This window comes from Pseudomonas syringae (assembly GCF_021605415.1).
Classification (GTDB): domain Bacteria; phylum Pseudomonadota; class Gammaproteobacteria; order Pseudomonadales; family Pseudomonadaceae; genus Aquipseudomonas; species Aquipseudomonas syringae_S.
The window spans coordinates 11199-36433 of sequence record NZ_WKEQ01000044.1; the positions used below are offsets into that span (position 1 = coordinate 11199).

Below are 25235 nucleotides of genomic sequence, written 5' to 3' on the forward strand. Positions count from 1 at the left end.
AGAAAGAACGTGGCCTGCAGCAATGCCATGTGCTGCCTTCCCACAATTGACTGCGCAAGAAGTTGCGCACTTGCGCATCCTCGATCATTCGGGTTCCACTCAACAGGATTGGAGGAGCGAAAGCGTCTTATAAGTGAAGCACCGCCCTCGGCTATACTCCCCCGCATTTCGACCCACCCCCCGAGGACTGACTGTGAAGAACTGGACGTTGCGCCAACGCATTTTGGCGAGCTTTGCGGTGATTATCGCCATCATGCTGCTCATGGTCGTCGTCTCGTACTCACGGCTGCTGAAGATCGAAGCCAGTGAACACAGCGTGCGTGACGATGCGCTGCCGGGGGTTTATTACAGTTCGATGATTCGCAGCGCCTGGGTCGACAGCTACCTGAGAACTCAGGAATTGCTCGGACTGAAGCGAGGGCAGGGCATCAGCGCCGAGGATTCGGCCGACTTCAAAGCCTTCGACCAGCGTCTTCAGGAACAGATGGCCAATTACCGCAACACCGTCACCACCGACGAAGACAAGACCGAGTTCGCGGTGTTTGAAAAAAACGTTCAGGATTTCTACCGCGAGCAGGCCGCCGTGCTCGACCTGCTCCAAGGCAACCAGGCTGACCAAGCCATCCGGTTGTTTAACGAGAAAATGACACCGGCCTGGCTCGTCGGTCGTATGAAACTCAACGACATCATCCGCCAGAACAAGGCAGTCGCCGACAACGCCATGGTCGCCATTGATGACTCCGTGTCGGCGGCCAAAGTCAGCATGCTTCTGTCGCTGCTGGTTGCGGTGCTCGCCGCCGGCCTGTGCGGTCTGCTGTTGATGCGCGCGATTATGGCGCCGATGAACCGCATCGTGAAAATCCTCGACATCATGCGTACGGGCGATCTGAGCAGCCGCTTGAACCTTGACCGAAAAGACGAATTCGGCGCGGTGGAAACCGGCTTCAACGACATGATGACCGAGCTGACGTCGCTGGTGTCCCAGGCCCAGCGTTCGTCGGTGCAAGTGACCACCTCGGTGACCGAGATCGCCGCCACGTCCAAGCAGCAGCAAGCCACGGCCACCGAAACCGCCGCGACCACCACGGAAATCGGCGCGACGTCTCGCGAGATCGCCGCGACCTCCCGTGATCTGGTACGCACCATGACCGAAGTGTCCACCGCTGCCGATCAGGCTTCGGTCGCCGCCGGTTCCGGTCAGCAAGGTCTGGCGCGCATGGAAGACACCATGCACTCGGTGATGGGCGCGGCCGATCTGGTCAACGCCAAACTGGCGATCCTCAACGAGAAAGCCGGCAACATCAACCAGGTGGTCGTAACCATCGTCAAGGTCGCCGATCAAACCAACCTGCTGTCCCTGAACGCCGCCATCGAAGCCGAAAAGGCCGGCGAATATGGTCGCGGGTTTGCCGTGGTTGCTACCGAAGTGCGGCGTCTGGCCGATCAGACCGCCGTCGCCACTTATGACATCGAGCAAATGGTGCGTGAGATTCAGTCGGCGGTGTCCGCTGGAGTGATGGGCATGGACAAGTTTTCCGAAGAAGTGCGACGCGGCATGTCCGAGGTGCAGCAAGTCGGCGAGCAGTTGTCGCAGATCATTCATCAGGTGCAGGCCCTGGCGCCGCGCGTGTTGATGGTCAACGAAGGCATGCAGGCCCAGGCCACCGGCGCCGAGCAGATCAACCACGCGCTGGTGCAGTTGGGCGACGCCAGCAGCCAGACGGTCGAGTCGTTGCGTCAGGCCAGTTTCGCCATCGATGAACTGAGCCAGGTAGCCGTCGGGCTGCGCAGCGGCGTTTCGCGATTCAAAGTCTGATGAACGAACTGGCGGCCAAACGCAACGCCGCGCCGGTGGCGAAGCAGGCGTTGTTCCTGCTGTTTTGCATCGGCAACGAGCGCTATGCCCTGCGCGCCACGGAGGTGGCAGAAGTGTTGCCGCGCTTGCCGTTGAAGCCGATTGCCCAGGCGCCGGAATGGGTGGCGGGCGTCTTTGCTTATCGGGGCAGCGTGGTGCCGGTGATCGACCTGAGCAGGCTGACGTTCGGCAAGCCTGCGCAAGCACGCACCAGCACGCGCCTGGTGCTGGTGCATTACCGTCCTGACGACAATCAGCCGATGCAATGGCTCGGCCTGATCCTCGAACAAGCCACCGACACCCTGCGCTGTCATCCGACGGACTTTCAGCCCTACGGCCTCGACAATCCGCAGGCGCCCTATCTGGGGCCGGTGCGCGAAGATGCGCAGGGCCTGGTGCAGTGGGTACGGGTTGGCGATTTGCTGAATGAATCCGTGCGCGCCTTGCTGTATCCGACGCCGCCGCTGGATCCGGCGCGGCTGGAGGCGCTGGCATGAGCGGCGATCAACGGTTTTTCGATTTCCTCAAGGAGAGCATCGGCCTCGATGTCGCCTCGGTCGGCCCCGCAATCATTGAGCGCGCTGTGCGCCAACGCATGACCAGCGCCGATGCCGCTGATGCCGAGGACTACTGGCAGCGCCTGCAAGCTTCACGGGACGAACAGCAAGCGCTGATCGAAGCGGTGATTGTCCCGGAGACGTGGTTTTTCCGTTACCCGGAATCGTTCGAAACCCTCGGCAGGCTGGCGCGCACGCGTCTGGCTGAACTGAATAACTTGCGCGCGTTGCGGATTCTCAGCCTGCCATGCTCGACCGGCGAAGAACCCTATTCGATCGCCATGGCGTTGTTCGACGCCGGGCTCGAACCGCATCAGTTCAAGGTCGATGGCATGGACGTCAGTCCGCTATCGGTGGACAAGGCCCGGCGCGGGCGTTACGGCAATAACTCGTTTCGCGGTGAAGATCTCACCTATCGCGAGCGATATTTCACAGCGGAGCAGGACGGCTATCGACTGGATGACAACGTCCGTGAGCAGGTGCGTTTGCAAGTGGGCAACGTCCTCGACCCGACGCTGTTGGCCAACCAGCCGCCGTTCGATTTTGTGTTCTGTCGCAACCTGCTGATCTACTTCGATCAAGCGACCCAACGCCAGGTGTTCGAGGTGCTCAAGCGTTTGACCCACGTCGATGGCGTGCTGTTTATCGGGCCGGCCGAGGGCAGTCTGCTCGGGCGGCTGGGCATGCGTTCGATCGGCATTGCGCAGTCGTTCGCCTTCAGTCGTCACAGCGAGCCAACGCCGGAACTGCCGCCACCCGTGCTGCTGGTGCCGACGCCGAAACCACTGCCGGTGCGCGGTGTGCCCGTGCCGCCCGTGCGCATCCGTCCGTTTGCCGCTTCGGTGCCGTCGCCCGTCAGCAATCGAAAACCGAACACCGACGCCACGACGATGCTGGCCCAGATCGCCGCCCTGGCCAACGAAGGCAAAAGCGCCGAGGCCCGCGCGGCATGCGAAAGCTACTTGCGCAGCCACGAACCGGTGGCTCAGGTGTTTTACTGGCTCGGTCTGCTCAGCGATGTCGCCGGGCTGGCGCTCGAAGCGCAGAACTACTACCGCAAGGCCTTGTACCTCGAACCACAACATCCCGAAGCGCTGATGCACCTGGCCGCCTTGCTGCAATCCCAGGGCGATACGGCGGGCGCCCGACGATTGCAGGAACGTGCCGCCCGCAGCGCGCGCACCGCCGACAGCGAGCGTAAACGATGACTTCGTCCGACACTTTTAACGTCACCCATGTCGACGCCCGGGCCATCGACGATTGCTGGAACCGCATCGGTATTCGCGGCGACAGATCCTGCCCGCTGCTCGACGAACACATTCATTGCCGCAATTGTTCGGTGTATTCCTCCGCCGCGACGCGTCTGCTGGATCGCTACGCCTTGCAGCAGGACGGGCGAGATTCGGTGGCGACACACGTCGAAACCGACCTGAAAACCCGTTCATTGCTGATGTTCCGTCTCGGCGAAGAATGGCTCGCTCTGGCCACGCGCAGTCTGGTGGAAGTGGCGCCGATGCAGACGATTCATTCGCTGCCGCACCAGCGTTCCCGCGCCCTGCAAGGCGTTGCGAATGTGCGCGGCGCGCTGGTGGCGTGTCTGTCACTGGTGGAATTGCTCGATCTGGATGTCGGCCACGTCCCAGCCAGTAATGGGCGCGTCATGCCGCGCATGTTGATCATTGCTGCTCATGGCGGGCCCGTGGTGGTGCCGGTGGATGAAGTCGATGGCATCCACGCCATCGACGAGCGCGTGCTCGAAGCCGCGTCGCGCTCGGGGGCGCAATCCAGCGCCAAATACACCCGTGGCGTCTTGCAATTCAAAGGTCGCAGCCTGCGCTGGCTGGATGAAGAACAGTTGATGTCCGCCGTGACCCGGAGCCTGACATGACCCCCGAGCAAATGCGCGATGCCTCGTTGCTCGAGCTGTTCAGCCTCGAAGCCGAAGCCCAGACCCAAGTGCTCAGCGCCGGGCTGCTGGCGCTTGAGCGCAATCCGACCCAGGCCGATCATCTGGAGTCATGCATGCGCGCGGCGCACTCGCTCAAAGGGGCGGCGCGGATCGTTGGCATCGACAGCGGCGTCAGCGTTGCCCACGTGATGGAAGATTGTCTGGTCAGCGCGCAGGAAGGGCGGTTGTTGCTGCGCCCGGAGCACATCGATGCCTTGCTGCAGGGCACCGATTTGCTGATGCGCATCGCGACGCCTGCAAACAGTCCGCAGCCGCCCGAGATTGAAGGCTACGTAGCGTTGATGGGGCGCCTGCTGGATCCGGCACTGGCGCCGATCACGCCCGCGCCAGTGCCGATGGTCGAACGGGTGCCGCAAGCCCCGGTCGCGCCGGCAGCGGCAGCCGAAATCCCGGCCCCGGTTGCCGAGTTGCAAGACGCGCCACGCAAGACCAGGCGCGCCACTGAGGGGGGCGAGCGTGTACTGCGGGTTACCGCCGAACGCCTGAACAGCCTTCTCGACCTGTCGAGCAAATCCCTCGTCGAAACCCAGCGCCTCAAACCGCATCTGGCGACGATGCAGCGGCTCAAGCGCATGCAGAGCAACAGCTTGCGCGCCCTCGAAAGCCTGAATGTGCATCTCAAGGATCACGCTCTCGGCCTCGAAGCCCATGAAGCGCTCGGCGATGCTCGTCGTTTGCTCGCCGAGGCCCAACAACTGCTGGCGGAAAAAAACGCCGAGCTGGATGAATTCGCCTGGCAGGCGAGCCAGCGCGCCCAAGTGCTTTACGACACCGCGCTGGCCTGTCGCATGCGCCCGTTTGCCGATGTCCTGAGCGGTCAGGTGCGCATGGTGCGCGACCTCGGCCGCAGCCTCGGCAAACAGGTGCGGCTGGAGATCGAAGGCGAGAAAACCCAGGTTGATCGCGACGTCCTGGAAAAACTCGAAGCGCCGCTCACGCACTTGTTGCGCAACGCCGTCGATCACGGCATCGAATCGCCGCAGCAGCGGCTGCTGGCCGGCAAACCGGAAGAAGGTCTGATTCGCCTGCGCGTCGCTCATCAGGCGGGTTTGCTGGTGCTGGAACTGAGTGACGACGGCCATGGCGTGGATCTGGAAAAAGTTCGCCGCAGCATCGTCGAGCGCCAGTTGTCCCCGGCCGACACCGCCGCGCAGTTGAGCGAAGACGAACTGCTGACCTTCCTGTTCCTGCCGGGCTTCAGCCTGCGCGACACGGTCACCGAAGTGTCCGGCCGAGGTGTCGGCCTCGACGCGGTGCAGCATATGGTGCGTCAGTTGCACGGCGCCGTGGTGCTGGAGCAAGTGGCGGGCGAGGGCAGCCGTTTCCATCTGGAAGTGCCACTGACCCTGTCGGTGGTGCGCAGCCTGGTGGTCGAAGTCGGCGAAGAGGCCTACGCGTTTCCGCTGGCGCACATCGAACGCATGTGCGACCTCGAACCCGACGACATTGTGCAGGTTGAAGGACGTCAGCATTTCTGGCACGAAGGCCGCCATGTCGGACTCGTTGCCGCCAGCCAGTTGTTGCAGCGCCCGGCGAGCCAGAACAGCGGCGACACGCTTAAAGTCGTGGTAATCCGCGAGCGCGATGCGATTTACGGCGTGGCGGTCGAACGCTTTATCGGCGAGCGCACCCTGGTGGTGTTGCCGCTGGATGAGCGTCTGGGCAAAGTGCAGGACATTTCCGCCGGTGCCTTGCTCGACGATGGCCGAGTGGTACTGATCATCGACGTCGAAGACATGCTGCGATCCGTGGACAAATTGCTCAACACCGGACGCCTGGAGCGCATCGCCCGCCACGGCCAGCAAGCGGCGGAAGCGGCGCGCAAGCGAGTGCTGGTGGTCGACGATTCCCTGACCGTGCGCGAGTTGCAACGCAAGCTGCTGCTCAATCGCGGCTACGACGTGGCGGTGGCAGTGGACGGTATGGACGGCTGGAATGCCCTGCGCTCAGAAGACTTCGACCTGCTCATCACTGACATCGACATGCCGCGCATGGACGGCATCGAACTGGTGTCGCTGCTGCGTCGGGACAACCGTCTGCAATCGCTGCCGGTGATGGTCGTGTCCTACAAGGATCGTGAGGAGGATCGCCGCCGTGGACTGGACGCCGGCGCCGACTATTATCTAGCCAAGGCCAGTTTTCATGACGACGCCCTGCTCGATGCGGTGGTGGAGCTCATCGGAGGAGCGCGGGCATGAAGATCGCAATCGTCAACGATATGCCGCTGGCGGTAGAAGCACTGCGCCGGTCGCTGGCGTTCGAGCCGGCGCACCAAGTGGTCTGGGTGGCGTACAACGGTCTGGAAGCGGTGCAGTTGTGCGCTGCCAATACGCCGGATCTGATCCTGATGGATCTGATCATGCCGGTGATGGACGGCGTCGAAGCCACGCGGCGGATCATGGCCGAGAGCCCGTGCGCGATTGTCATTGTCACCGTGGATCGCCAGCAGAACGTGCACCGGGTGTTCGAAGCCATGGGCTACGGCGCGCTGGACGTGGTCGACACGCCGGCCCTCGGCGCCGGCAATCCCCAGGAAGCGGCGGCGCCGTTGCTGCGCAAGATCCTCAACATCGGCTGGCTGATCGGTGATAAACCCGGGCGCTCGCAGGTCGCGCCCAGTTCGCCGCGCGGCTCGGCTTCGCCTCAGCGGCTTGTCGCCATCGGCTCTTCGGCGGGCGGGCCGGCGGCGCTGGAAATGTTGCTCAAAGGCCTGCCGCGCAATTTTTCGGCGGCGATTGTCCTGGTGCAGCATGTCGATCAGGTGTTCGCCGCCGGCATGGCCGAATGGCTCGCCAGTGCCAGCGGCCTGGACGTGCGACTGGCGCGCGAAGGTGAAACGCCGCAGAGCGGCACGGTGTTGCTGGCGGGCACCAATCACCACATTCGTTTGCTCAAGAACGGCACGCTTTCTTATACGGCCGAGCCGGTCAACGAGATCTATCGGCCCTCGATCGATGTGTTTTTCGAGAGCGTCGCCAATCATTGGAAGGGTGATGCAGTAGGCGTTTTATTGACTGGGATGGGACGCGACGGTGCCCAAGGGCTTAAGCTCTTGCGCCAACAGGGTTACCTGACCATCGCGCAGGATCAGCAAAGCAGCGCGGTTTACGGCATGCCCAAGGCCGCAGCGGCCATTGATGCAGCCGTGGAAATCCGTCCCTTGCTCAAGATAGCACCACGATTGCTGGAGATTTTTTCATGATGCATGCACTTTTCAGCAAGTCTGGCTTTTGCAGTAATCAGGTGACCGTCCATGAATGACTTGCAGCTCGATGGCATCAAGACCGACGAAAACGCCGCCATGGTGTTGTTGGTCGACGATCAGGCGATGATCGGCGAAGCCGTGCGTCGCGGGTTGTCGAATGAAGAGAACATCGACTTCCATTTTTGCTCTGACCCGCATCAGGCCATCGCCCAGGCAGTGCGGATCAAGCCGACCGTCATTCTTCAGGATCTGGTGATGCCCGGCCTCGACGGCCTGAGTTTGGTGCGCGAATACCGAAATCATCCGGCGACCAAGGACACCCCGATCATTGTCCTGTCGACCAAGGAAGACCCGCTGATCAAGAGCGCGGCGTTCGCGGCCGGGGCCAACGATTACCTGGTCAAGCTGCCGGACACCATCGAACTGGTGGCCCGCATCCGCTACCACTCGCGCTCCTACATGACCTTGCTGCAACGAGACGCGGCGTACCGCGCGTTGCGGGTCAGCCAGCAGCAATTGCTCGACGCCAACCTGGTGCTGCAACGTTTGATGAATTCGGACGGCCTGACCGGGTTGTCCAACCGCCGCCATTTCGATGAATACCTGGAACTGGAATGGCGCCGTTCCCTGCGTGATCAGAGTCAGTTGTCGCTGTTGATGATCGACGTCGATTACTTCAAGTCCTACAACGATTCCTTCGGCCACGTCGAAGGCGACGAGGCGCTGCGCAAGGTCGCCACGGCGATCCGTGATGCCAGCGCCCGACCTTCCGATCTGCCGGCCCGTTACGGTGGTGAAGAATTCGCGCTGGTACTGCCGAACACTTCGCCGGGCGGTGCGCGGTTGGTGGCGGAGAAGCTGCGCCTGACGGTTGAAGGGCTAAGCATTGCCCACAACACGCCGAACGAAGGTTCGGTGCTGACCATCAGCATCGGGCTGGCGACGACGATTCCGCAGCAGGGTGGCGATTGCCGGCAACTGATCTCGGCGGCGGATCGCGGGCTCTATCTCGCGAAAAACAATGGCCGCAACCAGGTCGGTATCGAATAACCGCCAATCCCGTAGGAGCGGCCGCAGGCTGCGATCTTTTGATTTTGTTTTTTAAAGATCAAAAGATCGCAGCCGGCGGCAGCTCCTACCGTTTGAATTGCCTCCAACACCCGCCAGACGGGCTGCCGTGACAGTTTGATTGGGTTATACTCGCCGGCTTTCAAAAGTTCGCCAACGAGTGCTGCCCGTCATGGAAATCAACCCGATCCTGAACACCATCAAGGACCTGTCCGAGCGCTCCGAAACTATTCGGGGGTATCTTTGACTACGATCAAAAGCATGAGCGTCTGACTGAAGTCAATCGCGAGCTTGAAGATCCGAGCGTCTGGAACAAACCTGAATACGCCCAAGAGTTGGGCCGCGAGCGCTCTGCGCTGGCGCAGATCGTCGACACGCTGGACGAGCTGAACGCCGGTCTGGCCGATTGCCGCGACCTGCTGGACATGGCCGTCGAAGAAAACGACGAAGGCGCAGTGGGCGATGTCGTCGCCGAGCTGGCCCGTCTAGAGGCGAATCTGGCCAAGCTGGAATTCCGCCGCATGTTCAGCCATGAAATGGACCCGAACAACGCCTACCTGGACATCCAGGCCGGTTCCGGCGGTACCGAAGCGCAGGACTGGGCCAACATCCTGCTGCGCATGTACCTGCGCTGGGCCGACAAACGCGGTTTCGAAGCGACCATCATGGAACTGTCCGCCGGTGAAGTCGCCGGGATCAAAGGCGCGACCGTGCACATCAAGGGCGAATACGCCTTTGGCTGGCTGCGAACCGAGATCGGCGTCCACCGTCTGGTGCGCAAGAGCCCGTTCGACTCCGGCAACCGTCGCCACACCTCGTTCTCTGCCGTATTCGTCTCGCCAGAGATCGATGACAAGGTCGAAATCGAAATCAACCCGGCAGACCTGCGGATCGACACCTATCGTTCCTCCGGTGCCGGTGGTCAGCACGTAAACACCACTGACTCGGCCGTACGTATCACCCACGTACCGACCAACACCGTGGTCAGTTGCCAGAACGAACGCTCCCAGCACGCCAACAAAGACACCGCGATGAAAATGCTGCGGGCCAAGTTGTACGAGCAGGAGATGCAGAAGCGCAACGCCGCTTCCCAGGCGCTGGAAGACACCAAGTCCGACATCGGCTGGGGTCATCAGATCCGTTCTTATGTGCTCGACGCGTCGCGGATCAAGGATTTGCGTACCAACATTGAACGCAGCGATTGCGACAAGGTGCTCGACGGCGACATCGACGAATACCTGGAAGCCAGCCTGAAATCAGGCCTGTAAAAGACGCACACAGGACCGCCTGATTCAACGCGATCCCTGTAGGAGCCAGCCTGCTGGCGATCCCCGGGCCCAAAGCCCGGGGGCAACGAACCTGATGGAATATCTAAAGACATGAGCGACCAACAACTCGACCCGCAAGCCCTGCAACAGGAAGAAAACTCCCTGATCGCCCTGCGCAAGGAAAAGCTTGCCGCCGAGCGCGCCAAGGGCAATGCCTTCCCGAACGACTTCCGCCGTGAAAACTACTGCGAAGAATTGCAGAAGAAATACGCGGACAAGACCAAGGAAGAGCTGGCAGAGGCTGCAATCCCGGTCAAGGTTGCCGGTCGCATCATGCTCAACCGTGGCTCGTTCATGGTGATCCAGGACATGACCGGTCGCATCCAGGTCTACGTCAATCGTAAAACCCTGTCCGAAGAAACCCTGGCCGCGGTGAAAACCTGGGACATGGGCGACATCATTGCCGCCGTCGGCACCCTGGCCCGTTCTGGCAAGGGCGACCTGTACGTTGAAATGACCGAAGTGCGCCTGCTGACCAAATCGCTGCGCCCGCTGCCGGACAAACACCACGGCCTGACCGATACCGAACAGCGCTACCGCCAGCGCTACGTCGACCTGATCGTCAACGAAGAAGTACGCCAGACGTTCCGCGTGCGTTCGCAAGTGATTGCGCACATTCGCAGCTTCCTGATGGCGCGTGACTTCCTTGAAGTCGAAACGCCGATGCTGCAGACCATTCCTGGCGGCGCGGCAGCCAAGCCGTTCGAAACCCACCACAACGCCCTGGACATGGAAATGTTCCTGCGTATCGCGCCGGAGCTGTACCTCAAGCGCCTTGTGGTCGGCGGCTTCGAGAAAGTGTTCGAGATCAACCGTAACTTCCGTAACGAAGGTGTCTCGACCCGTCACAACCCTGAATTCACCATGTTGGAGTTCTATCAGGCGTACGCCGATTACGAAGACAACATGGATTTGACCGAAGAACTGTTCCGCGAACTGGCGCAGCTGGTGCTGGGGTCTACCGACGTGCCGTACGGCGACAAGGTGTTCCACTTCGGCGAGCCGTTCGTGCGTCTGTCGGTGTTCGATTCGATCCTCAAGTACAACCCTGAGCTGACCGCCGATGACCTGAACGACATCGACAAGGCGCGCGCCATCGCCAAGAAGGCCGGCGCCAAGGTGCTGGGCTTCGAAGGTCTGGGCAAATTGCAGGTGATGATTTTCGAAGAACTGGTCGAGCACAAACTCGAGCAGCCGCACTTCATCACGCAGTACCCGTTCGAAGTGTCGCCGCTGGCCCGTCGCAACGACGACAACCCGAACGTCACCGACCGTTTCGAACTGTTCATCGGCGGCCGTGAAATCGCCAACGCCTACTCCGAGTTGAACGACGCGGAAGACCAGGCCGAGCGCTTCATGGCGCAGGTGGCCGACAAGGACGCTGGCGATGACGAAGCCATGCACTACGACGCCGACTTCGTTCGCGCGCTCGAATACGGCATGCCGCCAACGGCGGGCGAGGGCATCGGCATCGACCGTCTGGTGATGCTGCTGACCAACTCCCCGTCGATCCGCGACGTGATCCTGTTCCCGCACATGCGGCCGCAAGCGTAAATGTTTCAAACAAAAAGCCGCCTATGACAGGCGGCTTTTTATTGCCTGTCTGGTACAAACGTATCAAATAGTTACTTTTGCAAATTCAGAGGAATACCTGTCGTGATTGGTGCAATGGCTCAAGAGGGTGCAGCGGGTATCGCCACTGCGGTCGCTGAAAGTGTTCAGTACCAGGGCCGCAAGGCTAGCCGGCAGGGCAGCGAGCAGCGTCGTCAGGACATTCTCGATGCGGCGATGCGCATTGTCGTGCGCGACGGCGTTCGGGCCGTGCGCCATCGGGCGGTGGCCGCCGAAGCTTGCGTGCCGCTGTCGGCGACCACGTATTACTTCAAGGACATCGATGACTTGCTCACTGATACCTTCGCGCAACATGTCGAGCGCAGCGCGGCTTACATGGCCAAGCTGTGGGTCAACAACGAAGGTCTGCTGCGCGACATGGTGGTCAGCGCCGACGGCAGCCCGGAGTCGCGCTCGCAACTGGCGGACGAGATTGCGCGGCTGATGGCCGATTACGTGCATCGCCAACTGATCAATCGCCGCGAGTATCTGATGGCCGAACAGGCGTTCCGTCAGGAAGCGTTGCTCAACCCGCGTCTGGCCGAACTGGTGCGCTCCCATCAGCAAATTCTGCTGCAGGGCAGTTGCCAATTGTTCCAGGTGTTGGGCTCGCGCGAACCGCTGCAGGATGCCAAGGTGTTGACGGCGATTATCGGACGGATGGAATATCAGGGCCTGATCAACGACGCCGAACCTTTGGCCGAAGAAGACATGCTCGGCATTCTGAACCGGTACATGCACCTGGTCCTGGCATCGGTCTGATCTTTTAACTTGATCGTCCCCACGCGGAGCATGGGGAACGATCAAGCGATACGGTATGTTCATAGGGAGTGTTGAATGAAAGCCTGGCGTGGCGTCGTAATCGCCCTGTCGTTCCTGTTGCTCAGTGGCTGCCTGGTGACTTTCAAGGAGCCTTTGGCCACCAGTGACCCGGCGCCCAAAGGCCTGCTGGGCAAATGGTCGAGCACCAATGCCTGGGGCGAGCCCATGAATCTGGAACTGACCCGCGTCAGCAACGACCGCTATCAGGCTGTCACTTACTTGAAGGCCAAGCCTCGCGAACGTGAAGCCTACCCGTTCACGGTGTCGCGCCACGGCGATCGCTGGTACTTGTCGGCGAAAGTGCCGGCGCGGTTCGGCGGGCAGTTCATCATTGCCGGTTTCGAGATCACCGATAAGCGCGAACTGGTGATCTACAACCTCGATCTCGAACAGATCAATCAAGCGATCAAAGATAAAAGCCTCGACGGTCAGCCCTTCCAGACCGACGACGGCGAGGGTGTGCATGTCGATAGCGGCCTCGACAAGGTCTTTGCTTACCTCGATGATCCGGCCAATTCCGACGTGTTCGTCGAAGCCGTGCGCTATCAGCGTCAGGCCAAGGCCCAATAATTCAGCACGACAGGTTTTTTACAGGAGTTTCGGGTGGACGATTACCAGCAGACGATACGCGTTTTGTCCGATCGCATAGTGCTGGCGCAGACGCCTATCCGCGTCCTCGATGCCGTCAAATGGGACGAGAACGTGCGCAAGGGCTTTCTCAAGGCCAAGGGCAAGGAAATGCCGGCGGTGGATCGCGATTACTACCTCAACCGGCCGCTGACCTTCGATTCGAGCAAGGTGAAGCTGGAATTCCAGAACATCGAACGTGACATTACCCGCCAGCTCGGCCAGTTCAACCCGGTCGGGCAAATCATGCGGCGCATGTGCAAGGAATACCGCATGGTGGTGCGCATGCTCGAAGCGCGCGGCACCGAGGATTTCGGCCTGATCTCGCAGGAACTGTACGGCGCTGCGTCCGATGCATTCCACGCCGGCGACCCGACGCTCGCCGACCTCGGCATGATGATGTCGGACTATCTGAACAACATCGATGGCCGTGGCGACCTTAAAGACGAGGCGAAAACCCTCACCGCCAAGGACGCCGTGCACCTGCTGCAAACCCGTCTGAACAGAGTATTCGGGGAGGCCGAAGAAACCATCCGCGTGTTCGAGTCCGACGGTATCGTCGCCGACGCGGCGGCAGGCGCCGACTACATCAAGATCCGCACCGACGCGATGTTCAACGACCGCGATGTGCGCGCGCTGGAAGTGCATGAAGGCCTGGTGCATGTCGGCACCACGCTCAACGGCTTGAACCAGCCGATCTGCACCTTCCTGTCCAAAGGCCCGCCATCGTCCACCGTCACTCAAGAAGGCCTGGCGATCCTGATGGAAATCATCACCTTCGCCTCGTATCCAAGCCGCTTGCGCAAATTGACCAACCGCACCCGCGCGATCCACATGGTCGAAGAGGGCGCGGACTTTTTGCAGATTTTCGAATTCTTCCGCGAGCAGGGTTTCGAAATGGCGGAAAGCTATGGCAACGCCAGTCGGGTTTTCCGTGGCTCGACGCCGACCGGTCTGCCATTCACCAAAGACTTGTCCTACCTCAAGGGCTTCATCATGGTTTACAACTACATTCAGTTGGCCGTGCGTAAGGGCAAGTTGGAACAAATTCCGTTGCTGTTTTGCGGCAAGACCACGTTGGAAGACATGCGTACCCTTCGGCAGTTGGTGGATGAGGGGCTGGTGGTGGCGCCGAAGTATTTGCCGGAACAGTTCCGTGACATGAATGCGCTGTCAGCGTGGATGTGCTTCTCCAACTTCCTCAACCATCTGAGCCTGGACCGGATCGAAGCGGATTATTCCAATATCCTCTAGGCCAGACGCAAACCCTGTGGGAGCTGGCTTGCCAGCGATTGCAGTCTGACAGTCAACATATAGGTTGGCTGATCCGCCGCCATCGCGGGCAAGCCCGCTCCCACAGGGAGAGTCGTTGTGCTCTGGATCGGACTAACCAATTTTTTCGCGAGGTTCACCGGATGAGAATCCTCGGCATTTTCTGCCTGCTCCTGACCCTTGGGGGTTGCAGCTCATTGCTGTTCTACCCCGAACCCGGTCAGCTGTTCACACCGGCAAAAGCCAAACTCGAGTATCGCGAAGTCACGCTGGTGACCGCCGACGGCCTGAAGCTCAACGCCTGGTGGCTGCCGGCCAAGCCCGGCGTCGAAGTCAAAGGCACGGTGCTGCATTTGCACGGCAACGGCGGCAATTTACCAATGCATCTGGGCGGTAGCTGGTGGTTGCCGAAGCAGGGTTATCAAGTGTTGCTGGTGGATTATCGCGGTTACGGTTTGTCCGAGGGCAAGCCGAGCCTGCCGGCGATCTATCAGGACATCGATGCGGCGTTCGCCTGGCTGGACAAGGCTCCTGAGGTGAAAGGCAAGCCGCTGATTCTGCTCGGTCAAAGCCTTGGCGGTTCGATGGCCGTGCACTGGTTGACGCAGCATCCAGAACGGCAAAAGCAGCTCAAGGCGTTGGTGCTCGACGGTGTTCCGGCCAGTTATCGCAGCGTCGGCCAATACGCCCTCGGTACGGGCTGGCTGACCTGGCCGTTGCAAGTGCCGCTGTCATGGTTGGTGCCGGACGGCGACAGCGCAATCAATTCGATGGCGCAACTCAACGGCGTGCCGAAGCTGATCTTCCACAGCATCGACGATCCGCTCGTACCGATGGCCAACGGTATCCGGTTGTATCAAGCTGCGCCGCCACCGCGTGTGCTGCAACTGACCCGTGGCGGTCATGTGCAGACGTTTGGCGACCCGGTCTGGCGCCAAGTGATGTTGCGTTACCTTGAAGATCCCGAGCATTTCAACGGCCTGCGCCGCCTCGGCGAAATTCCCAATTACCCGCCACCCCCGAATTCCGAAGACGACCCATCAGAGAGTCCGCAATGAGTGAAGAACGCAACGCCATTCCGCTGGTCATCACCGGCATCTGCAGCATCCTCGGCACCGTCGGTGCCCTGTGGTGGTACGGCTACCTGCATTTCGCCAAACCCGAGGATGCGTTGCTGCTCAACGAATTCAGCATGCTCAAGACTGTTCCGGGCGAGGATTACAAAGTCTCGCTGGAGCCGGCGGCGCAGGTGGCGCAGTGCATCGATGGCGTGCTGGTGCTGTTTGATACGGAGCAGAAAGGCCTCACGGGCGTGCTGATCAACGGCCAGAAAAAGGCCGTGCGCTGCATGGGCGAAGAAACCCCGCAGCAATTGCAGCCATAAATACCTCTAGGGGATTGTGTTCGCGCATGAAAAAAAGCCCCGCCTGACTGGATCAGGCGGGGCTTTCGTTTTTACCGCGTAACGCTTAGTTCGAGCTCATCGCCGAACGTGGCGCCACGGGCTGGTTGTCGTTGGAAATGGTCACTTCCACCCGACGGTTCATCGCACGGCCCGAGACGCTGCCGTTATCCGCGACCGGGTATTCCTTGCCATAACCCTGAGCGACCACGCGCGCCGGGTCGACACCCATTTTGATCAGGGCCATCTGCACCGAGGTCGCACGGCGCTCGGACAGCGACTGGTTGTAGCTCGCGGTGCCGGTGCTGTCGGTATAACCCTCGACAATCACTTTGCGATCCGGGTTTTCCTGAAGAAATTGCGCCAGTTTGTTGATGTTCACCAGACCGCTGGATTTCAGATCAGCCTTGTTGGTGGCAAACAGCACGTCACCAAAGGTCACCAGCGTGCCGCGATCGGTCTGCTTGGCGTTGAGGCTGTCCTGCAATTGTTTGATCTGCTGGTCGCGTGCATCGAGACGAGCCTGAGCGCGTTGCGCCGAGGCGTTCTTCAGATTGTTTTCTGCGGTGCGCAGGGCGATGGTCTGCTTGGCCACTTCCACGCGCTGATTGGTCAGGTAGGCCAGTTGATCGACCTTGGACGCGTCTTGCTTGTCCATGTAGGCCTTGTCGGCCTTGTCCAGGTAATCACTGGCGTCTTTGGTTTCCAGTGCCGCGACTTTGCTCGCCTGCGGGTTGGCTTGCAGGCCGGCGTAGTTGGTACGCGCCTGTTCCAGATTCGCGTTCGGCGGCGTGGAGCAGGCAGCCAGGGCAACACTTGCGGCCAGAAGAGCGGGGATCATCAGTTGCTTACGCATAATCGTTCGTCCTTTCTATCGATAAGAGTTTCAGTCTTGCGGTCGGGATGCGCGCTTATTGCACGGTGCGCTGACTTTCCTGACGCAGTTCCTGAACACCTTTCTGGGAATCCTTCACAGCCTGTTCGGCCTTCATCGCCTGAGCCTTGCGTTCGGCGACGCGAGCGTCCCATTCGGCCTGTTCGGCGAGGGTGCGCGCTTCGTCATACTTTTTGTCGTGCATGGCGATTTCAGCTTGCTTGAGTTTGTCTTGCGCCTGCTTCATTTCCACAGCAGCGAATTCAGTACCGCCGGCGCTGACCGCGCTGTTCACCGCCGATTGGGTCACGGCATATTGCTCGGTCGGCGGATTGCCGGCGCAACCGGCCAGCACGAAGCTGGTGCCGATGGCCAGTGCGGCCAGTTTCAGACCGCGCAAGTGGGAAAACGAGGTTTGGGTTTTCATGGTCTTCAACTCCATTAGGCATCTCCTGAAAACAACTAAATCCATCCTGGTCGAGGAGTCGCAACCGTCATGTGTAGGGCGTTATTGAAACGCTCGTTCCAGGCGTGGTTACTGGTTCCGACCGGCGGCTTTTTTCAAAAGTTCAGAAAAGATGGCCTATCGCCCGGAAAAACTTCGACCGAACGGACAAGGCTCTAAAGCGGGAACTTTGACGGGTTGAAGCGGTACGCGCGGGCACTCGGCGACGCAAAAACTTCATGTTTGGGCGATTCCTGTGGGAGCGGGTTTGCTCGCGAAAGCGGTCTGTCAGCTCGCTCAAAAGTGGCTGACAAACCGCCTTCGCGAGCAAGCCCGCTCCCACAATTCATTCCAGGTAGGGTTAATGTTTTGCCTTGTCGTCGGTGCTGGCCAGGTCATGCAAATGCCGCCGCGACAGCGCCAGAAAACGCGGCGTCGGCCCCACGTCTTCATACAGCGGATCACCTTCCTCGTCGGTCGCGACCACGGTCGAGCCTTTTACATACGGCAGGCTCGCTTCGAATTCTTCCAGCGCGGCGCCGATCAACTCGCCGAGGAGTTCTTCGGGGTGCCGTTTCGGGTACATCTCGGCAATCGCCGCCAGGCGTGCGGCGGATTCCATGTCCAGATGAATCGTGTAGCCGGTGTCGGTCAGGCGACCCTTGGCGTTTTCTTCCCAATGCTGGGCGAGTTCACGAATTTTCATAATGACCTCATGTCGCGTCTGCTCGTGGCAGGCTGGGTGAATGTCCGGCCCTGGCCGGTGGCAAGCCGTTATGCGGCTTACTGTTGAGACTAGCTTTAACGCCCAAGGTTTAAAGACCCTTCGTCGTCTGCTTGTAAGACGCGCCCCAGAGCGGCACTCTCTAGCCAAGCGTTTCATTTTTATGCCGTCCGGATTACCGCTGGAGAACTGCTGATGACCGATATCGATGCACGCTTGCGCGAGGACGTTCACCTGCTGGGTGAGCTGTTGGGCAACACCATTCGTGACCAGTACGGCGAGGACTTTCTCGACAAGATCGAGCAGATTCGCAAGGGCGCCAAGGCTGATCGCGTGGGCTCGATGGACGCCGAACTGAGCGCCAGCCTCAATCAATTGAGCGAGGACGAACTGCTCCCGGTGGCGCGCGCGTTCAACCATTTCCTCAACCTCGCCAACATCGCCGAGCAATATCAGTTGATTCACCGTCGCGAGGAGTCGCAGCCGGCACCGTTCGAATCGCGCGTGTTGCCCGAACTGCTCGCCCGATTGCGCAGCGAAGGCCACAGCGCCGAATCCCTCGGCCGGCAACTCGGGCGGCTGGAAATCGAACTGGTGCTGACCGCGCACCCGACCGAAGTGGCGCGGCGCACGCTGATCCAGAAGTACGACGCCATCGCCGCGCAATTGGCCGCGCAGGATCATCGCGACCTGACCAGCGCCGAGCGCGAAGAAATCCACAACACCCTGCAACGCTTGATCGCCGAAGCCTGGCACACCGAGGAGATCCGTCGCACGCGGCCGACGCCGGTGGACGAAGCCAAGTGGGGTTTCGCGGTGATCGAGCATTCGCTGTGGCAAGCGATTCCCCACCACATGCGCAAGGTCGACAAGGCGCTGCACGCTGCGACCGGTCTGCGTCTGCCGCTGGAAGCCGCGCCAATCCGCTTCGCCTCATGGATGGGCGGCGACCGCGACGGCAACCCCAACGTCACCGCAGCGGTAACCCGCGAAGTGTTGCTGCTGGCGCGCTGGATGGCGGCGGACCTGTACCTGCGCGATGTCGATCACTTGGCCGCCGAGCTGTCGATGCAGCAGGCCAGCGAAGCGCTCAAGGCGAAGGCTGGCGACAGCGCAGAACCGTACCGCGCGGTGCTTAAGCAACTGCGCGAACGCCTGCGTGCGACGCGCAATTGGGCGCATGCCTCACTGGCGGCCAGCACCCCGGCGCCCGCCGACGTGCTGCATAACAACCGCGACCTGCTCGATCCACTTGAGCTGTGCTACGAATCGCTGCACGAGTGTGGCATGGGCGTGATTGCCGACGGCCCGTTGCTCGATTGCCTGCGTCGAGCGGTGACGTTCGGCCTGTTCCTGGTGCGCCTCGACGTTCGTCAGGATTCGGCGCGGCACAGTTCGGCGATGACCGAAATTACCGATTACCTCGGCCTCGGTCGCTACGAAGACTGGGACGAGGAACAGCGCATCACCTTCCTGACGCAAGAGCTGAGCAACCGCCGGCCATTATTGCCTGCGCACTTCAAACCGTCGGCCGACACCGCCGAAGTGCTGGCGACGTGCAAGGAAGTCGCCGCCGCGCCGGGGGCTTCGCTGGGTTCCTACGTGATCTCGATGGCCGGCGCCGCGTCTGACGTGCTCGCCGTGCAGTTGCTGTTAAAAGAAGCCGGCGTGCTGCGGCCGATGCGTGTTGTGCCCTTGTTCGAAACCCTTGCCGACCTCGACAACGCGGGGCCCGTCATGGAACGCCTGTTGCTGTTGCCGGGCTATCGCGCACGGTTGCAGGGGCCGCAGGAAGTCATGATCGGTTATTCCGATTCCGCCAAGGACGCCGGCACCACGGCGGCCGCCTGGGCGCAATATCGCGCCCAGGAACGATTGGTGGAAATCTGCCGCGAGCAACAAGTCGAACTGCTGTTGTTCCATGGTCGCGGAGGCACCGTGGGCCGTGGAGGCGGCCCGGCGCACGCGGCGATTCTGTCGCAGCCGCCGGGATCAGTGGCGGGGCGATTCCGCACCACCGAGCAGGGAGAAATGATTAGATTCAAATTCGGCCTGCCGGACATCGCCGAACAAAACCTCAACTTGTATCTCGCCGCCGTGCTCGAAGCGACGCTGTTGCCGCCCCCACCGCCGACGCCGGAATGGCGCCACCTGATGGACGAGTTGGCGGCAGATGGCGTCAGTGCTTATCGCGCTGTGGTGCGGGAAAATCCGCAGTTCGTCGAGTACTTCCGCCAGTCCACTCCCGAACAGGAACTCGGTCGCTTGCCCTTGGGCAGCCGCCCGGCCAAGCGCCGCGCGGGGGGCATCGAAAGCCTGCGGGCTATCCCGTGGATTTTCGGCTGGACGCAAACGCGGCTGATGCTCCCGGCGTGGCTCGGCTGGGAATCGGCGTTGAGCAAAGCGCTGGAGCGCGGCGAAGGTGAATTGCTCGGGCAGATGCGCGAGCGGTGGCCGTTCTTCCGTACCCGCATCGACATGCTGGAAATGGTGCTCGCCAAGGCGGACGCCGAGATCGCCCAGTCCTACGACGAGCGATTGGTTGAGTCGGACTTATTACCTTTGGGTGTGCACTTACGCGACCTATTGTCGCAGGCATGCTCCGTTGTCCTCGGGCTGACGGGGCAATCTCAGCTACTGGCGCACAGTCCCGACACCCTCGAGTTCATCCGTCTGCGCAACACCTACCTCGACCCGCTGCATCTGTTGCAGGCCGAGTTGCTGGCCCGTTCCCGCCGGCAGGATGTGGCCCAGGGCAGCCCGGTGGAACAGGCGTTGCTGGTGTCTGTGGCGGGGATTGCCGCCGGTTTGCGAAATACCGGCTAAGGTTTTCAACGGGAGGGCAGGGCATCCGGCGCCAGCGTCGGATGCCCTTGAGTGTTTGGCGATAAAGTGCGGTCAGGCGACAGTTAATGATGGGGTTGCGACTTGGGACACTGCGTCGTGAGGTCGCGGCAGGCGTCGGTTTCTCCGACTTTTGGCGGCTTGTGTGGGCGCAGCCTGCTGTGTATCTTGATCAGCCTTTGGCCGTTTGGGCGGCCACGACCCGATTGTTCAAGATTGGCCCCAAGAGGCGAATCTGTTGTTTTTTATAAAAAAATTGAGGAGCACATCTAATGCGCGTCATTCTGCTGGGAGCTCCCGGGGCCGGTAAAGGTACTCAGGCTAAGTTCATCACCGAAAAATTCAACATCCCGCAAATCTCCACCGGCGACATGCTGCGTGCCGCCGTCAAGGCTGGCACCCCGTTGGGCGTTCAAGCCAAGGGCATCATGGATGCCGGCGGCCTGGTGTCGGATGACCTGATCATCGCGCTGGTTCAGGATCGCATCGCTCAACCTGACTGCGCCAACGGCTTCCTGTTCGACGGTTTCCCTCGCACCATCCCACAAGCCGAAGCGCTGGTGACTGCCGGTGTGGAACTGGATGCCGTGGTTGAAATCGCCGTTGAAGACGAAGAGATCGTTCAGCGTATCGCCGGCCGTCGCGTTCACGAGGCCAGCGGTCGCGTTTACCACACCGTTTACAACCCGCCGAAACTGGCTGGCAAAGACGACATCACCGGTGAAGCACTGGTGCAGCGCAAGGACGACACCGAAGAAACCGTGCGTCATCGCCTGTCGGTCTACCATTCGCAGACCAAACCGCTGGTGGATTTCTACCAGAAGTTGTCCGCCGCTCAAGGCAAGCCGAAGTACAGCCACATTCCTGGCGTCGGTTCGGTCGATTCGATCACCGCCAAGGTGCTTGCGGCGCTGAGCTGAAAAACCTGATCCGCTGCATCATCCACGGCCCGCTTGCGGGCCGTAGTTGTTTATACTGGCGCACTTTTTCCCCTACCTGTTTACGGAAACATCGATGAGCACCTTGTTGGCCCTGGACACCGCGACCGAAGCTTGCTCCGTTGCCTTGCTGCATGACGGCAAGGTCACGAGCCATTACGAGGTGATCCCGCGCCTGCACGCGCAGAAGCTGCTGCCGATGATCCAGCAACTGCTCGCCGACGCCGGCACCACGCTGCAAGCGGTGGATGCCATTGCGTTCGGCCGTGGCCCGGGCGCTTTTACCGGAGTGCGGATTGCCATCGGTGTGGTGCAAGGACTGGCGTTTGCGCTGGATCGGCCGGTGTTGCCGGTGTCGAACCTCGCTGTGCTGGCGCAGCGTGCATATCGCGAGCACGGCGCGCGTCAGGTCGCGGCGGCCATTGATGCGCGGATGGACGAAGTCTATTGGGGTTGCTACCGCGAAACGGCGGGGGAGATGCGTCTCGTCGGCGCCGAAGCCGTTTTGCCACCGGAAGCGGCGGCGCTGCCGGCCGATGCCAGCGGCGACTGGTTTGGTGCCGGCACCGGTTGGGGCTATGGCGAGCGGATCGCGGTCAGTCTGACCGGATCCGATGCGGGCATGTTGCCTCATGCCGAAGACCTGCTGACCCTGGCGCGGTTTGCCTGGGAACGTGGCGAGGGCATCCCGGCGGACGATGCGCAGCCGGTTTATCTGCGCGATAAAGTCGCCACTCCGAAGGCCCGTTGATCAATCAAAAGATCACAGCCTGCGGTAGCGCCTACATGGAATGCGTTGCCTTGCAGGAGCTGCCGAAGGCTGTGATTTTTCCAATCTGCAAAAACCAATCGTCAGTTTCCGCCCTTTCGCTTTAAACCTTTTGCGCGTTATGTGTTCTAGTTATCACTAGGCGATTTGCTAAGTCGGTCAGGTGCCGCTAAATTGCCATCATTGATACCGAGCATGAATTTATGCGTATAGACGGCGTTTCCTCTCAGTCCTATCCCATCAAGCGCAAGCCTCGCAGAGGCAATGTCGCGCTTGAAGAATCCGTCGACGATATCGACGGCGAGCTGGAATTCCCCTCCGAAGAGCAACTGGCCGCCCGTGCTGCCAAAGCCTCCGCGCAACGCCTGAGCAACCTGCCTGCCCGTCAGCAAGACATGATTTATCACCGCGCGATGAGCAAGAGCGTAGCGATGGCCCTGGCCAGCTACCTGAGCACTGCCGGTTTTGTCGACTGGGATGCGGATGTGCAGGGCCTTGATCTGTACATTTGACGGTGCTGCCTTACTACCTCGGCTGTCCGTCGTGGAGTGAGAACGCCTGGCGCGATGACCTCTATCCGCCTGACGCCAAGACCTCTGATTTTCTCGGGCTCTATTGCCAAGTGTTCAACGCCGTCGAAGGCAACACCACCTTCTACGCCAGTCCTGCGCCCGCCACCGTGCAGCGCTGGGCCGAGACGATGCCCGCGCATTTTCGCTTCACTGCCAAATTCCCCGGCGACATCAGTCACGGCGGCGATTTGCGCGATCAGTTGACCGCCGCCGAAACGTTCACTCAATTGCTCAGCCCACTTGGCGAACGCGTGTCGCCACTCTGGTTGCAGCTCTCGAAAACCTTTACGCCGCAACGCTTGCCAGAGCTTACCGCGTTCATCGATGCACTGGATCGGCCGTTGGCGGTGGAAGTGCGTCACGAGCAATTCTTCGCCAAGGGTGAAAGCGAGCGCCTGCTCAATCGCCTGTTGCTGGAGCGCGGGGTGGAGCGTATTTGTCTCGATCCCCGGGCGCTGTTCAGTTGCATGTCGACCGACTCATCGGTGATCCACGCGCAATCGAAAAAGCCTCGGGTGCCGACGCGTCCGGCGGCGTTCACGCAGTGTCCCCAGGTGCGCTTCATCGGCCACCCGCAGCTTGAGGCCAACGATCCGTTCCTTGTGCCTTGGGTAGCAAAAATCGCCGAGTGGATCGAAGAAGGGCGCACGCCCTACATCTTCCTGCACACCGCCGATAACCTGCTGGCGGCGAAACTGGCGCAACGTTTTCATGCACAACTGATGCAGCGTTTGCCTGGCTTGCCGGCCCTGCCTGAGCTATACAGAGAACCCGCCGCAGAGCAACTTGGCCTGCTCTGACGCGGACTTTTTCACGTCAGGAGCCTGCCGATGGACGCGCAAACCCGTAAAGCCGAAGCCTTCAAAGCCTTGCACGAACGGCGCGAAGTGTTTGTCATTCCCAACCCGTGGGATGCCGGATCCGCGAAGACGCTTGCCAGCCTCGGCTATCAGGCCTTGGCCACTACCAGTGCCGGTTATGCGTTTTCCCAAGGCAAACCCGACGGTGGCCTGAGCCTCGATGAAACCCTGGCCAATGTCCGGTCGATTGTCGCTGCCACTGATTTGCCGGTGGCGGTGGATCTGGAAAACGGTTTCGCCGACGGGCCTGTCGAGTGCGCGCAGAGCCTTATTCGCGCGGCCGAGGCCGGCGCCGTGGGCGGATCCATCGAAGACGCGACCGGTCGTGAAGACGGCCCGATCTATTGCTTCGAACACGCCGTGGCAAGAATTGAAGCCGCCGTCGCTGCCGTGCGCACGTTGTCCTTTCCCTTCATGCTGACTGCCCGCGCAGAGAACTATCTGCACGGCAAACCTGATCTCGACGACACCATTGGCCGGTTGCAGGCGTTCGCCGAAGCGGGCGCCGACGTGCTTTACGCGCCGGGTCTGCGTAACGCTGAAGAAGTGCTGGCGGTGGTGCGAGCGGTCGCGCCGAAACCGGTGAACGTGTTGATGTCCGGCGGCTTGAAACTGACGGTTCAGCAACTGAGCGAAATGGGTGTGCGGCGCATCAGCACCGGTTCGGCGCTGGCGCTGGCGGCGTTTGGCGAATTCTTTCGTGCCGCTGATGAGATCCAGAAATCCGGCACCTTTGAATTCACGTCGAGGTCGATGCCATTCGCTCAGGCCAATCAATTATTCAAGGACTGAGCATGACTGCGGGGCGCGGGTTTTTTTTGTTGTTGGTTTTGCTTGTTGGCGGCGCGGCAGTGAGCGTCTGGCGGGGTTGGCTCGACGTGCCGCCGGAGTGGAATCCGTGGGCGCCGCTGGATGTAAAGGCAACGCCTAACTGGCTGACCGGCTACAAACTGATGCGCTTGCGCAGCGATCGTGCATTATGCGAACAAGCATTGAGCGGTTCCGGGCTGCGTGTTTCATCTCAGGCCGATAGCCCCGGCGCCAAGTGCCCGTTGATTGGCGCGGTGCGTGTGCAGGGTGGTGATGTTGCGCTGAGCAGCAGCTTCCTCGCCAGTTGTCCGTTGGCGGTGGCGTACGCCATGTTCGAGCGCCACGCCCTGCAACCGGCGGCGCAGGCGGTTTACGGCCAGGCCGTGACACGGGTCGATCATCTCGGCAGTTTTGCCTGCCGCAATGTTTACAACCGCGAGAGCGGCGCCCTCAGCCGACACGCCAGCGCCGATGCGTTGGACATCGCCGGGTTTCGTCTGGCTGACGGTCGCAGCATCAGCGTGCTCAAGGACTGGCCGAAGCAAAACCGCGAAGCGCAGTTTCTGCGCCAGGTGCGCGACGGCGCCTGTGAGACGTTCAGTGTGGTGTTGAGTCCGGATTACAACGCCGCCCATCGCAATCACTTTCATGTCGATATCGGGCGCTGGAGCGTGTGTCGCTGA

The 25235-nt window shown here is 60.9% G+C and carries 24 protein-coding genes; 21 read left to right on the forward strand and 3 right to left on the reverse strand.

Features of this window, described 5'->3' with window-relative positions:
* Positions 1-193: 193 nt before the first annotated feature.
* The 14 genes from GIW69_RS23160 to GIW69_RS23225 all read left to right on the forward strand — a co-directional run bounded on the left by GIW69_RS23160 (position 194) and on the right by GIW69_RS23225 (position 15698).
* Complete coding sequence (locus GIW69_RS23160) at positions 194-1816, forward strand: HAMP domain-containing methyl-accepting chemotaxis protein (RefSeq protein ID WP_236485091.1); 1623 nt, start codon at positions 194-196, stop codon at positions 1814-1816.
* Positions 1816-2352: a chemotaxis protein CheW gene (locus GIW69_RS23165; protein WP_236485092.1), complete on the forward strand. Its 537-nt coding sequence runs from the start codon at positions 1816-1818 to the stop codon at positions 2350-2352. The genes GIW69_RS23160 and GIW69_RS23165 overlap by 1 nt, the downstream gene beginning before the upstream one ends.
* Positions 2349-3620: a CheR family methyltransferase gene (locus GIW69_RS23170; protein WP_236485093.1), complete on the forward strand. Its 1272-nt coding sequence runs from the start codon at positions 2349-2351 to the stop codon at positions 3618-3620. Before GIW69_RS23165 ends, GIW69_RS23170 begins: the two co-directional genes overlap by 4 nt.
* Positions 3617-4300 carry a chemotaxis protein CheW gene (locus GIW69_RS23175; RefSeq protein ID WP_236485094.1) on the forward strand — a complete coding sequence of 228 codons (684 nt, stop codon included), beginning with the start codon at positions 3617-3619 and terminating at the stop codon, positions 4298-4300. Before GIW69_RS23170 ends, GIW69_RS23175 begins: the two co-directional genes overlap by 4 nt.
* Complete coding sequence (locus tag GIW69_RS23180; RefSeq protein ID WP_236485095.1) at positions 4297-6579, forward strand: hybrid sensor histidine kinase/response regulator; 2283 nt, start codon at positions 4297-4299, stop codon at positions 6577-6579. Before GIW69_RS23175 ends, GIW69_RS23180 begins: the two co-directional genes overlap by 4 nt.
* A complete protein-coding gene (locus tag GIW69_RS23185; RefSeq protein ID WP_236485096.1) occupies positions 6576-7583 on the forward strand; it encodes a chemotaxis response regulator protein-glutamate methylesterase in 1008 nt (335 codons plus the stop codon). The genes GIW69_RS23180 and GIW69_RS23185 overlap by 4 nt, the downstream gene beginning before the upstream one ends.
* Positions 7584-7634: 51 nt before the next feature.
* Positions 7635-8636, forward strand: a complete 1002-nt coding sequence (locus GIW69_RS23190; protein ID WP_236485097.1) for a response regulator — start codon at positions 7635-7637, stop codon at positions 8634-8636.
* Positions 8637-8826: 190 nt separating this feature from the next.
* Positions 8827-9922 (forward strand): peptide chain release factor 2 gene (gene prfB, locus GIW69_RS23195; RefSeq protein WP_236485098.1). Its coding sequence is split into 2 segments (ribosomal slippage): positions 8827-8898 and positions 8900-9922, totalling 1095 coding nucleotides; the frame shifts between segments, so codons are not numbered across the junction.
* 111 nt (positions 9923-10033) lie between these two features.
* Positions 10034-11536: a lysine--tRNA ligase gene (lysS, locus tag GIW69_RS23200; protein WP_236485099.1), complete on the forward strand. Its 1503-nt coding sequence runs from the start codon at positions 10034-10036 to the stop codon at positions 11534-11536.
* 114 nt (positions 11537-11650) lie between these two features.
* Positions 11651-12355, forward strand: coding sequence for a TetR/AcrR family transcriptional regulator (locus GIW69_RS23205; protein ID WP_236485116.1), 705 nt, complete (start codon positions 11651-11653; stop codon positions 12353-12355).
* A gap of 75 nt (positions 12356-12430) precedes the next feature.
* Positions 12431-12985, forward strand: coding sequence for a hypothetical protein (locus tag GIW69_RS23210; RefSeq protein WP_236485100.1), 555 nt, complete (start codon positions 12431-12433; stop codon positions 12983-12985).
* A gap of 33 nt (positions 12986-13018) precedes the next feature.
* Entirely contained in the window at positions 13019-14296 is a 1278-nt protein-coding gene (locus tag GIW69_RS23215; RefSeq protein WP_236485101.1) for a flavohemoglobin expression-modulating QEGLA motif protein, read from the forward strand.
* A 161-nt stretch (positions 14297-14457) separates the two neighbouring features.
* Positions 14458-15372, forward strand: a complete 915-nt coding sequence (locus GIW69_RS23220) for an alpha/beta hydrolase (protein WP_236485102.1) — start codon at positions 14458-14460, stop codon at positions 15370-15372.
* Positions 15369-15698 carry a PA3694 family proteiin gene (locus tag GIW69_RS23225; protein WP_236485103.1) on the forward strand — a complete coding sequence of 110 codons (330 nt, stop codon included), beginning with the start codon at positions 15369-15371 and terminating at the stop codon, positions 15696-15698. Before GIW69_RS23220 ends, GIW69_RS23225 begins: the two co-directional genes overlap by 4 nt.
* 85 nt (positions 15699-15783) lie before the next feature.
* Here the strand turns inward: GIW69_RS23225 and lptF are convergent, their stop codons facing one another.
* From lptF to GIW69_RS23240, 3 genes are all read right to left on the reverse strand, one after another.
* Positions 15784-16572 carry a lipotoxin F family OmpA-related lipoprotein LptF gene (gene lptF, locus GIW69_RS23230; RefSeq protein ID WP_236485104.1) on the reverse strand — a complete coding sequence of 263 codons (789 nt, stop codon included), beginning with the start codon at positions 16570-16572 and terminating at the stop codon, positions 15784-15786.
* Between the two features lie 55 nt (positions 16573-16627).
* Positions 16628-17032 carry a DUF4398 domain-containing protein gene (locus GIW69_RS23235; RefSeq protein WP_085697302.1) on the reverse strand — a complete coding sequence of 135 codons (405 nt, stop codon included), beginning with the start codon at positions 17030-17032 and terminating at the stop codon, positions 16628-16630.
* Between the two features lie 364 nt (positions 17033-17396).
* Positions 17397-17741, reverse strand: coding sequence for a pilin assembly protein (locus GIW69_RS23240; RefSeq protein WP_236485105.1), 345 nt, complete (start codon positions 17739-17741; stop codon positions 17397-17399).
* 213 nt (positions 17742-17954) lie between these two features.
* Between GIW69_RS23240 and ppc the strand changes: the two genes are divergently transcribed.
* From ppc to GIW69_RS23275, 7 genes are all read left to right on the forward strand, one after another.
* Entirely contained in the window at positions 17955-20585 is a 2631-nt protein-coding gene (gene ppc / locus GIW69_RS23245) for a phosphoenolpyruvate carboxylase (protein WP_236485106.1), read from the forward strand.
* A 290-nt stretch (positions 20586-20875) separates the two neighbouring features.
* The gene (adk, locus tag GIW69_RS23250; protein ID WP_236485107.1) at positions 20876-21523 is read left to right on the forward strand and encodes an adenylate kinase; all 648 of its coding nucleotides are present in this window, start codon (positions 20876-20878) and stop codon (positions 21521-21523) included.
* Between the two features lie 94 nt (positions 21524-21617).
* Positions 21618-22292, forward strand: a complete 675-nt coding sequence (tsaB, locus tag GIW69_RS23255) for a tRNA (adenosine(37)-N6)-threonylcarbamoyltransferase complex dimerization subunit type 1 TsaB (protein WP_236485108.1) — start codon at positions 21618-21620, stop codon at positions 22290-22292.
* 221 nt (positions 22293-22513) lie between these two features.
* Positions 22514-22822: a hypothetical protein gene (locus GIW69_RS23260; protein WP_236485109.1), complete on the forward strand. Its 309-nt coding sequence runs from the start codon at positions 22514-22516 to the stop codon at positions 22820-22822.
* A 2-nt stretch (positions 22823-22824) separates the two neighbouring features.
* Positions 22825-23682, forward strand: coding sequence for a DUF72 domain-containing protein (locus tag GIW69_RS23265; protein WP_236485117.1), 858 nt, complete (start codon positions 22825-22827; stop codon positions 23680-23682).
* A 30-nt stretch (positions 23683-23712) separates the two neighbouring features.
* Positions 23713-24534, forward strand: coding sequence for an isocitrate lyase/PEP mutase family protein (locus GIW69_RS23270; protein WP_236485110.1), 822 nt, complete (start codon positions 23713-23715; stop codon positions 24532-24534).
* A 2-nt stretch (positions 24535-24536) separates the two neighbouring features.
* Positions 24537-25235, forward strand: coding sequence for an extensin family protein (locus tag GIW69_RS23275; RefSeq protein WP_236485111.1), 699 nt, complete (start codon positions 24537-24539; stop codon positions 25233-25235).